Origin of the sequence: Cellulosimicrobium cellulans (assembly GCF_006539945.1) — a bacterium.
Classification (GTDB): domain Bacteria; phylum Actinomycetota; class Actinomycetes; order Actinomycetales; family Cellulomonadaceae; genus Cellulosimicrobium; species Cellulosimicrobium cellulans.
This window is the reverse complement of sequence record NZ_BJNZ01000046.1, coordinates 1-11,068: the sequence shown is the minus strand read 5'-3', so window position 1 is coordinate 11,068 and position 11,068 is coordinate 1. Positions and strand designations below refer to the sequence as shown.

6 protein-coding genes, 1 tRNA gene and 1 pseudogene are annotated in these 11,068 nt (G+C 73.6%); 5 read left to right on the top strand and 3 right to left on the bottom strand.

Going from position 1 to position 11,068, the window contains the following annotated elements:
- Positions 1–314 (bottom strand): annotated as a pseudogene (locus CCE02nite_RS20115) (ACP S-malonyltransferase); the annotation flags it as partial.
- 131 nt (positions 315–445) lie between these two features.
- Positions 446–1,645: a PucR family transcriptional regulator gene (locus CCE02nite_RS20110; protein WP_371861949.1), complete on the bottom strand. Its 1,200-nt coding sequence runs from the start codon at positions 1,643–1,645 to the stop codon at positions 446–448.
- A gap of 120 nt (positions 1,646–1,765) precedes the next feature.
- On the opposite strand from CCE02nite_RS20110, the gene CCE02nite_RS20105 reads away from it, so the two are divergent.
- Positions 1,766–2,452 (top strand): hypothetical protein, encoded by a 687-nt coding sequence (locus CCE02nite_RS20105; protein WP_141391356.1) that lies wholly within the window; start codon positions 1,766–1,768, stop codon positions 2,450–2,452.
- 126 nt (positions 2,453–2,578) lie between these two features.
- Here the strand turns inward: CCE02nite_RS20105 and aceE are convergent, their stop codons facing one another.
- Positions 2,579–5,341 carry a pyruvate dehydrogenase (acetyl-transferring), homodimeric type gene (gene aceE / locus CCE02nite_RS20100; protein ID WP_141391355.1) on the bottom strand — a complete coding sequence of 921 codons (2,763 nt, stop codon included), beginning with the start codon at positions 5,339–5,341 and terminating at the stop codon, positions 2,579–2,581.
- Positions 5,342–5,775: 434 nt separating this feature from the next.
- On the opposite strand from aceE, the gene CCE02nite_RS20095 reads away from it, so the two are divergent.
- From CCE02nite_RS20095 to CCE02nite_RS20080, 4 genes are all read left to right on the top strand, one after another.
- Entirely contained in the window at positions 5,776–6,189 is a 414-nt protein-coding gene (locus CCE02nite_RS20095; RefSeq protein ID WP_141391354.1) for a DUF3052 domain-containing protein, read from the top strand.
- Positions 6,173–6,670, top strand: a complete 498-nt coding sequence (locus tag CCE02nite_RS20090) for a peroxiredoxin (protein ID WP_141391353.1) — start codon at positions 6,173–6,175, stop codon at positions 6,668–6,670. The genes CCE02nite_RS20095 and CCE02nite_RS20090 overlap by 17 nt, the downstream gene beginning before the upstream one ends.
- A gap of 144 nt (positions 6,671–6,814) precedes the next feature.
- Positions 6,815–6,888, top strand: a tRNA-Val gene (locus CCE02nite_RS20085).
- A 299-nt stretch (positions 6,889–7,187) separates the two neighbouring features.
- Positions 7,188–10,922 carry a DUF4132 domain-containing protein gene (locus CCE02nite_RS20080; RefSeq protein ID WP_141391352.1) on the top strand — a complete coding sequence of 1,245 codons (3,735 nt, stop codon included), beginning with the start codon at positions 7,188–7,190 and terminating at the stop codon, positions 10,920–10,922.
- The last annotated feature ends 146 nt before the right edge of the window (positions 10,923–11,068 follow it).

Sequence of the window (11,068 nt, the reverse complement as noted above, 5' to 3'; positions counted from 1 at the left end):
GTCAGCGCGCCCGCGACCGCGGCGGCGGCGAGCTCGCCGACCGAGTGGCCCGCGGTCACGTCGACGACGTCCGCGGTGTCCCGGCCGTCGAGGATCGTCCGCAGGGCGACCAGGGACGACGCGACGATGAGGGGCTGGGCCACCGCGGTGTCACGGATCGTGTCGGCGTCGGACTCCGTCCCGTGCGCGCGCAGGTCGAGGCTCGCGGCCTCGCCGAACGCGGCGACCTGGTCGACGACGCCGGGCAGCTCGAGCCAGGGGGCGAGCATTCCGGGGGACTGGGAGCCCTGTCCAGGGCACAAGACGGCGAGCACCCGTCAACTGTGCCAACCCGACGCTCCCGGGCCACGTCACGACCCGCACCAACCTTGCGAAGGGTGATTGTGCCGAACCTACAAGGGCGCGACGGTCCGGTGCGACGGCGCCCGCGACGCCGGGGGCGGGCTCAGCGCGTCGTGGAGAGCTGGCCGAGCGCGAGCGCGACCTGCAGGACGAACGACTCGCGCGCGTCGAGCGGGTCCCAGCCGGTGATCTCGGAGACCTTGCGCAGGCGGTAGCGCACGGTGTTCGGGTGCACGTACAGCGACCGCGCGGCCGCCTCGAGCGACCGGCCCGTGCCGAGGTAGGCCGACAGCGTCTCGAGCACGGAGCCGGTCGCCTCGGCGAGCGGCCGGTACGCCTGCGCGACCAGGGTGCGGCGCGCCGTCGTGTCGCCCGTGAGCACGCGCTCCGGCAGCAGGTCGTCGGCGAGGACCGGACGCGGGGCCTGGGGCCACGCCGGCGCGGCCCGCAGGCCAGCGAGCGCGGCCTGGGCCGAGCGCGCCGCCTCCTCGAGGCCGGGGACGGTCGGGCCGATGACGACGGGTCCGGGCCCGAACCGCGGCAGGAGCGACGCGGCCGCGGCCTGGAGGTCGCCCTCCCCGCCGAGAACGAGGACGAGGCGGTCGCCGTGGATACCCACGAGCGCGTCGCCCGCCGCTCGGCGCGTCGCGCGGCGCAGCTCGGCCGTGCGCACCTCGTCGAGCGTCGCGGCGATCGTCCCGGCCATGACCAGGGTCGGGCCGTGCCCGCCCCAGCCCAGGGCCGAGACGCGCGAACGCAGCGAGTCGTCGCCGTCGCCGCGGATCAGGGCGTCGACGACGAGCGCCTCCAGGCGTGCGTCCCATGCGCCGCGCACCTCCGCGGCGCGCGCGTAGACCTCGGCCGCGGAGAACGCGACCTCGCGCGAGTAGCGCAGGACCGCCTCGCGCAGGTCGCGCTCGCCCCCCGGAGCCGCGAGCTGGTCGGAGTACGCCTCGACGACCTCGACGACGATGCGGACGAGCTGGAGCGTGTTCTGGAGCGAGATCGACCGCGTCAGCTCCGGCGGGGCCGCCGCGAAGATGTCGCTCACGCCGTGCGGCGGGGCGAGCGGGTCCGCGTACCAGGTGACGAACGCCGTGATGCCGGACTGCGCGACGAGCCCCACGTACGAGCGGTCCTCGGCCGGCAGCTCGCGGTACCACGGGATCTCGTCGTCCAGGCGCCGCAGCGCGGCCGACATGAGCAGACCGCTCCCGTCGCGCAGTCGCTGGAGGTTGTCCGCGTTGCCCGTCGGGCCGCTCGGGGCGGACGCGCTCGAAGGCGTCCTGGGGGTGGCCGTCACGCGCCGAGCATACGGTCCGTGCTTGTGGACAGTCCACAAAGGCGTACGGCCTCGCCCCGCCCGACCGCGCTCCACCCGGGCCGCTGGGTGAGCGTCCGGACGACCCGCTAGGGTCGAGACATGGCCCTCATGCCCCGACTCCGACAGCTCATGCGTCGGCCGACGTCCGCGTCGACCGTCGGCACGCGCCGCCCGCGGTCCGGGGAGAAGCGCGGGGACACGGTCCACGAGGACGCGCTGCGGGCGATGCTCGTCGACGACCCCAACGACGAGCGCGCGTTCCGGGCGCTCGCCGAGCTGGTCCGGCGCCGCGCCGCCGAGGGGCCGGCCACGGACGACCCGCTCGCCGCGCCCGCGGACGAGACGGAGAAGCAGCGAGCCGCCGACCTGGCGGTCTGGGCGCTCGCGGAGGAGCTCGCCGGGCACCCCAAGGGGTGGTACCCCCTCGTCGAGCTGGGACGCCTGTCCCTCGAGGACGACCAGGAGGCCGCGCTGCGCCGGTTCGCGACCGCCGCCGAGCGCGACCCGTCGGGTCGCGGTCTCGCGCAGTCGATGGAGGTGCTGCGCACGGCAGGCCTGCCCGTCGAGGCGCTGGGCCTGGGCGTCGGGCACTGGCGTGCGCGCGAGCACGTGCCCGAGGTCGGGCGCCAGCTCGTCCTCGCCGCGATCGAGGCCGACCGGCCGCTCGACGCGCGGCACCATCTCGCCTCGCTGGTCGAGTACGGCGACCGGGAGGGCGTGGCGGCGCTGCGTGCCGAGCTCGAGCGCACCGTCGCGCAGGCCGAGCAGCACCGCGCCGGGACCTGACCGCCCGCCCGGGCGAGGACGCGGCGGGGCCGCTGGTGCGCCGTCGGGCCGCCCGCCTGCCCGCACGACGACGGCCGGCCACCCCGCGGGGTGACCGGCCGTCGTCGTGCTACCGGGCGGGGGCCGTCAGGCCTCGCCGCCCGCGTTGCCGGACGTGCCGGCGGTGACGTCCATGAGGCGGTACTTCTCGATCGCCTGGGCGGACGCGTCCGCGGGGACCTTGCCCTGCTTGGCGAGCGCCTGGAGCGTGCGGACGACGACGGACGGGCCGTCGATCTTGAAGTGCCGGCGGGCGGCGGCGCGCGTGTCCGAGAACCCGAAGCCGTCGGCCCCGAGCACCTCGTAGTCGCCCGGGACCCACTTGCGGATCTGGTCGGGCACGAGGTGGTCGTAGTCGCTCGTGGCGACGAACGGGCCCTCGGCACCGGACAGCTTCTCGGTCACGTACGCGACGCGCGGCTCGGCGGTCGGGTCGAGGAACGCGGCCTGGTCGGCGGCGAGGCCGTCGCGGCGCAGCTCGTTCCAGCTCGTCACGCTCCACACGTCGGCCGCCACGCCCCAGTCGTCGTGGAGGAGCTGCTGCGCCTCCAGCGCCCACGGGACGCCCACGCCCGAGGCGAGGATCTGGGCGCGCGGCCCGTCGCCCTCGCCGACGGAGATGCGGTGGATGCCCTTGAGGATGCCCTCGACGTCCACGTCCTCCGGCTCGGCCGGCTGGACCATCGGCTCGTTGTACACCGTGAGGTAGTACATGACGTTCTGGTCGCGACCGTCCGCGCCGACACCGTGCTCGCCGGGGCCGAACATGCGCTCGATGCCGTCGCGCACGATGTGGCGGATCTCGTACCCGTAGGCCGGGTCGTACTGGACCATGGCCGTGTTCGTGCCCGCGAGGAGCGGCGAGTGGCCGTCGGCGTGCTGGAGGCCCTCACCGGTCAGGGTCGTGCGGCCCGCGGTGGCGCCGATGATGAAGCCGCGAGTGAGCTGGTCGCCCGCCGCCCAGAACTGGTCGCCCGTGCGCTGGAAGCCGAACATCGAGTAGAAGATGTAGAACGGCACCATGATCTCGCCCTGCGTGGCGTAGGACGTGCCGACCGACTGGAACGCGGCCGCGGAACCGGCCTCGTTGATGCCGGTGTGCATGATCTGGCCGGCCTCGGACTCCTTGTAGCTCAGCATGAGCTCGCGGTCCACGGCGAGGTAGTGCTGGCCCTGGGTGTTGAAGATCTTCGCCGACGGGAAGATCGAGTCCAGGCCGAACGTGCGCGCCTCGTCCGGGATGATCGGCACGATGCGCTTGCCGAACTCCTTGTCCTTGATGAGGTCCTTGAGGAGCCGGACGAAGGCCATCGTGGTGGCGATCTCCTGCTGGCCCGAGCCCTTCTTGAGGATCTCGTAGGACTTGTCGCCCGGGAGGGTGATCGGCTTGGGCGACGAGCGGCGCTCGGGCACGAACCCGCCCAGCTGCTGGCGACGACCGAGGAGGTACTGGATCTCCGGCGCGTCGGGACCCGGGTGGTAGTACGGCGGCTCGTACGGGTTGGCGTCGAGCTCCTCGTCCGTGATCGGGATGCGCAGCGAGTCGCGCAGCGCCTTGAGGTCCGCGAGGCCCACCTTCTTCATCTGGTGCGTCGCGTTGCGCCCGGCGAACGTGGGGCCGAGCGCGTAGCCCTTGACCGTGTGCGCGAGGATCACGGTCGGCTGGCCCGTGTGGGCGCGTGCCGCCGCGTAGGCCGCGTAGATCTTGCGGTAGTCGTGGCCGCCGCGCTTGAGGTTCCAGATGTCGTCGTCGGTCATGTTCTCGACGAGCTGCTTGGTCCGCGGGTCGCGGCCGAAGAAGTGCTCGCGGATGAACGCGCCGGACTCCGCGCGGTACGTCTGGTAGTCGCCGTCGGGCGTGACGTTCATGAGGTTGACCAGGGCGCGGTCCTTGTCCGCGTTGAGCAGGACGTCCCACTCGCGGCCCCAGATGACCTTGATGACGTTCCAGCCCGCGCCGCGGAACTGCGCCTCGAGCTCCTGGATGATCTTGCCGTTGCCGCGCACCGGGCCGTCGAGGCGCTGCAGGTTGCAGTTCACGACGAACGTCAGGTTGTCGAGCTGCTGCTGCGCCGCGAGCTGGAGCATGCCGCGCGACTCGGGCTCGTCCATCTCGCCGTCGCCGAGGAACGCCCACACGTCCTGCTGCTCCGTGTCGCGGATGCCGCGGTTGTGCAGGTACTTGTCCGTCCACGCCTGGTAGATGGCGCTCGCCGGGCCGAGGCCCATGGAGACCGTCGGGTACTCCCAGAAGTCGGGCATGAGGCGCGGGTGCGGGTACGACGGCAGGCCGCCGCCCGGGTGCGACTTCTCCTGGCGGAACCCGTCGAGCTGGTCCGCCGAGAGGCGGCCCTCGAGGAACGCGCGGGCGTAGACGCCGGGGGAGGCGTGGCCCTGGAAGTAGACCTGGTCGCCGCCGCCGGGGTGGTCCTTGCCGCGGAAGAAATGGTTCAGGCCCACCTCGTACAGCGTCGCCACCGACGCGTAGGACGAGATGTGGCCGCCGACGCCGATGCCGGGGCGCTGCGCGCGCGTCACCATGACGGCGGCGTTCCAGCGGATCCACGAGCGGTAGCGGCGCTCGAGCGCCTCGTCGCCGGGGAAGTAGGGCTCCTCGTGCACACCGATCGTGTTCACGTAGGGCGTGGTGAAGGAGGTCGGGACGGCGACGTTGCGCTCCCGGGCCCTCTTGAGCAGGTTCAGCAGGACGTAGCGGGCGCGCGGGCCCCCGCGGTCGTCGATCAGGCCGTCGAGGGCCTCGACCCACTCGCCGGTCTCGGCGGGGTCGAAGTCCGGAACCTGGCTGAGCAGACCGTTGATCAGCGGTCCGGTCTCGTCGTACGAAGCCACCAGCAACCTCATATCTCGTCGGATGCCGGGCGCACGGCCGCGCGGTACACGGCCGACACCCGTCTTGGGGCCACTCCGGGCACGCGGCCGCGGCCGCTGGTGGCGACCGCGCCTCTTCACGAGACCAGGGTGGTCTACCCATTGTGTTCACAACGCGCGCGTAAGTCACACCATCGGGTGGTCAAGAGGGCGTGATTTCGGCGACACGGCCCGGTGGGGAGGCGTCCCGGCGTCGTGCGGGTGCGGTGCCCGACGGCGGTCCGGGCACCACGTGCCGGACCGGGTGTCCGTGGCGGGCACCTTGCCAAGCAACGGATCCTCCGGTGGGCTACCTTTGCCAGACACGGCAGGTCGTCGTGCGCGCGGGCGTCCGCCCGCGCGCCGGGCGGGCCTGCCGCACGGACAGGCAGGACGAGGAAAGGAACGACACGACAGTGACCGACACCGCAGGGCCCATCGGGGCGGACCGCCTGGGGTTCGCACCCGGCAACGTGGTGCAGGAGTTCGGCTGGTCGGAGGACGTCGACGACGACCTGCGCGGTGAGCTCGAGCAGCTCGTCGGCGGCGAGCTCGTCGACGAGGACTACGACGACGTCACGGATGGCGTGATCGTCTGGTTCCGCGAGGACGACGGCGACCTCACCGACCTGCTCGTGGACGTCCAGACCGTGCTCGACGACGGCGGCCTCATCTGGGTGTTCACGCCCAAGCCGGGCCGGTCGGGGCACGTGGGCCACAACGACATCCAGGAGGCCGCGACCACGGCGGGGCTGCACGCGACGAGCACGTTCGCGATCGCGCCCGACTGGTCCGCGACGAAGCTCGGGACCCGTGGCCGCGGTCGCTGACGAGGGCGTCGCCGGCGTCCGGGCCACGCCGCCCGGGCCGGGGGACCCTGCACCCGACTTCACGCTGCCCGACACGCACGGCACGCCCGTCCACCTCGCCGACCTGCGCGGCGGGCCCGTGCTGCTGGTGTTCTACCCGTTCGCGTTCTCCGGCATCTGCACGGGCGAGCTGTGCGAGCTGCGGGACAACCTCGAGGACTTCGAGGCGGCCGGCGTGACGCTGCTGGGCATCTCGTGCGACTCGGTGTTCGCGCAGAAGGCGTGGACGGCCCAGGAGGGCTTCGAGTTCGACCTCCTCTCCGACTTCTGGCCCCACGGCGACGTCGCCCGGGCCTACGGCGTGCTGGACGAGGAGAACGGCCTCGCGCTGCGCGGCTCGTTCCTCCTCGACGCCGACGGGATCGTGCGCTGGTCCGTCGTCAACCCGCGCGGGCAGCGTCGCGACCTCGACGGCTACCGGCGGGCGCTCGAACAGCTCTGACGCGGCGGGCCGCGGGTGGCGCCGCTGCTGTCGCCGAGCGGGGGCGGCGGCGGTTCTAGCGTCGGGTCGTCGGGCCCGGTCGTCGCGCCTGAGGCGTGGCCGGTGGCGGGGTGCCGACCCGGTAGGCTGTGCTCCGCTGTTCCAGGGCCTGTAGCTCAGCTGGTTAGAGCGCCACGCTTACACCGTGGATGTCGGGGGTTCGAGTCCCTCCGGGCCCACCCCGTCCGCAGGACGAGTGCGCACGTCGTGGCAGGTATGCACGACGCCGCCCTCGAGAACGACGGCGAACGTCCGACGTCGCGCTCCCGGCCTACGCCCGGCACTGGCCGACCGGCGGACTGCGATGGCAGTCTGACGCGGTGGCCCACAAGAAGCGGTACGGCGTCGTGATCGTGGTGATCGACGATCCGGACGCTTTCCGCCGAGTGACCTGTCCCTGAGCAGCCTGGGCGGCGTGTCGGCGCCCGCCCCTAGCATCGGGCGCACCAGCAGCGACGACGTGACGGCGAGGTAGAGGGTGCTCGAGAAGGTCAAGGGTCTGTTCCGGCGCGACGAGGAGCAGACGGGAGGTGGCCGCCCGAGCGCTCGGCTCGTCGACGCGCTGAAGGTGCTCGCCGTCGAGTCGCCGGGGCTCGCGGACCGCGCGGTGGCGTACGTGCACCGGGGCGAGGGTCCGGAGGTCCTGCTGGAGCTCGAGGCGCTGCGCGGCGGTGACGTCGAGGCGTTGCTCGGGCGGCCGGGTCAGTCCGGCCTCTACTCGTGGACCACGCCCGCGCAGGACGACCGGCTCAAGGCCGCGGTGCCCGGCTGGACGTCCCCGAAGGCCGTCGCGGCCCGGTCCAACCTCTACACGCTGAGCGACTCCGTGACGATCCCGGAGCTCGTGCGCCTCGGCCGGGTGCTCAGCGCGGTGTCGTCGGAGGTCGACCGCGAGCGCCCCACCGACCCGCGCTGGCTCACGGTGCTGGTCAACGACATGTCGCGGCGCGCGAACGACCGTCGGAAGGGCAAGAACGGCAAGGCCGCTCCCGACCGCTGGACGCCGGACCTGCTGGTGGCGCTCGCGGTCGAGGGCGGCGTGCCGGAGGCGGACGCGACGGCGGTCGTGCTGCGCGAGCTCTTCGAGCGCCCGACGTCGGCGGGCTGGTCGTCGCGGCACCTCGGCCCGGCGTTGCTGGGCGATGCGGCGCGCGACTTCGTCGTCGCGCACGTCGACGTCGCGACCGAGGCGCTGCCGGGCGTGAGCGCCGCCGGCCGGACGGAGCTGGTCGAGCTCGTGGCGTCCGACGCTGCGGCGACGGCCGCGCTCGCCCCGCTCCTGGCGCGACTCGCGGCGGACACGAGCAAGGGCGTGCGCGAGGCGGCGGTGGCCGCCGTCGCGCAGCTCCCGGGCGAGCGCCAGCGCGAGATCCTCACCCCGCTCCTCACGGCCCTGCCGCCGTCGCGGCTCGGGTCCGTCGTGACGCGCCTCGCGCAGGTCGACGGCGGGCTGGCCGACCTCGAGCGGGCCGCCGAGCAGTCGACCGGCGCGCGCGCGACGCTCCTGCGGGACACGGTCGAGCGCGCCCGCGTGCTCGACGCCGCGCAGGAGGACGAGCCCACGATCGACGTCCCGCCCTACGAGCCGCTGCCCGAGACGGTGCTCGGCGACGAGCTCGTGCAGGCCGCGCGGGTCGCGATCGACACCGCACTCGAGCGTGCCCGCGCCGAGCAGGCGGCCCACCCCGGCAAGGGAAAGGGCGACGACGACGGGTGGCCGCGCTGGCGTCGCCAGGCCGTCGAGCAGGACCTCAAGGAGCTTCCCGGCATCACCGACGACGACCTCCGGGTCTTCGCCGCGTTCCTGTCCGGGACGAGCACGCGTCGTCCGGGCGGCGTCGCGATGCGCCGGCTGTCCGCACCGGGCGTCTTCTCGCGCCTCCCCGGCATCACACTCCTGCACCGGCTGCGGCTCCAGGCGAACGAGGCGCGCGGCCACAGCGAGCGGTTCGGCTGGTACCGGCTCAACGAGGGCGACATGCTCGACGTCGACCTCCGCGTCCTCGACGAGGCGCTGCGGCGCATCGGTCGCGACGACGCCGAGGCACTGATCGACGAGCTGTACTTCTCCACGTGGTGGGCCATGGACACGGTGACGCCCGAGAACGCGTGGCCGTACTACGCGGGGCGGCTCGACCGGCTCGCCGCGGCGCTCGACGACCGCGAGCGCACCTACGGCACGACGAAGCCCGCACGGGCGCTCGCGGTGCTCGCGCAGCTCCCGCACGTACCGCGCCGGTTCCTGCCGCGACTGACCGAGCTCGCGCTCGGCGAGGGCCGCACCTACCGCGCGACGGCGCAGGCGGCGCTGAGCACGCACCCCGGGGTGCGTGGGCTCGCCGAGCAGGGGCTCGGGAACGGCCGGTCCGAGGTGCGCCGCACCGCGGCGGAGTGGCTCGCCCGGCTCGGGGACGCCGACGCGGTGCCCGCGCTGCGGGCCGCTCTCGTGAAGGAGCGCAGCGAGGTCGTGCGCGCCGCGCTCCTCACGTCGCTCGAGAGCCTCGGCGAGGACATCTCGGTCGACCTCGCGCCTGAGGCGCTGCTCGCGGAGGCGACCAAGGGCCTGCGCGGCAAGGCGCCGGTGAGCATGTCGTGGTTCGACCTGGGCTCCCTTCCGGGCGCGCGCTGGGCGGCGGACGGCTCGCCCGTCGACCCGACGATCCTGCGGTGGTGGGTCGTGCTCGCGGTCAAGCTCAAGGACCCGAGCGGCGCGGGACTCCTCGAGCGGTACCTTTCCCTCCTCCAGGAGGAGGACCGCGCGCGCGTCGGCAGCCACGTGCTGAGCGCGTGGGTCGCGCAGGACACCCGCAACCCGTCGGCGCAGGAGAGCGAGGCGCACGCGACGGCGGGCGCGCAGGTGCGCTACGACCAGTACCAGGCGTGGGCCAAGCGCTCTCCCCAGTACTACGCGGTCGAGGCGTCCAAGACGGTCGAGGACCACTACCGCGACCTGTACCGGGAGCACCAGGCGACCTACCTCGGCTCGGCGGTCAAGGACAAGGGGATGCTCGCGCTCACCGTCGCGATGCCCGGCGGCGAGCTCGCCGCGACGTTCCAGCGTTACACCAAGGCGCACATCGGCCGCCGCGCGCAGACCGAGGCGCTCGTGCAGGCGCTCGCGGCGAACGGGCAGCCCGCGGCGATCCAGGAGCTCCTCGCGGTCTCGCGCCGCTTCCGGCAGGCGACGGTCCAGGAGACGGCGCAGCGCCTCGCGGCCGAGCTCGCGGACCGGCGCGGCTGGACCGCGGACCAGCTCGCGGACCGCACGGTCCAGACGGCGGGGTTCGAGGACGACGGTCTGCTGCACCTCGACCTCGGGTCGCGCGAGTACGTCGGGCGCATCACGCCGGCGTTCACGCTCGAGCTCACGAGCGACGCGGGCAAGGTCGTCAAGGCGCTCCCGGCTGCACGGGCGCAGGACGACCCGGAGCTCGTCTCGGCCGCGAAGAAGCAGCTCACCGCGAGCCGCAAGGAGCTCAAGGCGGTCGTCGCGCTCCAGACGCAGCGGCTCTACGAGGCGATGTGCGTGGGACGCACGTGGACCGCCCAGGAGTGGCAGGAGTACCTGCTCGGCCACCCGGTGATGTCGCGGCTCGTCGAGCGGCTCGTGTGGGTCGAGAATCCCGGCACGGACGCGGCGCGCCCGTTCCGGCCCGACGGCGGCGCGCTCGTCGACGCGGACGACGAGGACGTCGTGCTCGGCGAGGGGTCGACGGTCGGGCTCGCCCACGCGGTGCTGCTCGGCCCGGACGCCACGGCCGCGTGGTCGGCGCACCTCGCGGACTACGAGGTCACTCCGCTCTTCGCGCAGCTCGACGTCGCGACGCCCGACGTCCCCGTCGGCGCGACGGCGATCGACGACCACAAGGGCTGGTTCTCCGACAGCTTCTCCATCCGCGGGCGCGCGACCAAGCGCGGCTACACGCGCTCCCAGGCCGAGGACGCCGGGTGGTTCAGCGCGTACACGAAGTCGTTCGCGAGCGCGGGGATCGTGGTGCAGATCGAGTTCACGGGGTCGTTCGTCCCGGAGGAGAACATCGCCGCTGCGGTGACCGCGCTGACGTTCGAGCGGACCGGCCGTGGGTCGGGTCGCGGGACCGCGCGGATCGCGGACCTCCCGCCCGTCCTCGTCGCGGAGGCGTACCGCGACTACGTGGCGGTGGCCGAGGCGGGATCGTTCGACCCCGACTGGGAGCGGAAGAGCCAGTGGTGACCCGGCGGACGCTCCCGTGAGCGGCGGCACCGGCCCGTGATCGTCGTCGCGACGCTCGCCTGGCTGCTCGTCGCCGTGCTCGCGCGCCGGTCGCCGGGAGTCCGGTCCGCCGTGAGCACGGCGACGTCGACGCTGCTCGCCCTCGC

Bases quoted from the DNA above. Each gene is read 5' to 3' on its own strand.
- CCE02nite_RS20105 (WP_141391356.1), top strand. From the start codon at position 1,766: ATGGCCCTCATGCCCCGACTCCGACAGCTCATGCGTCGGCCGACGTCC.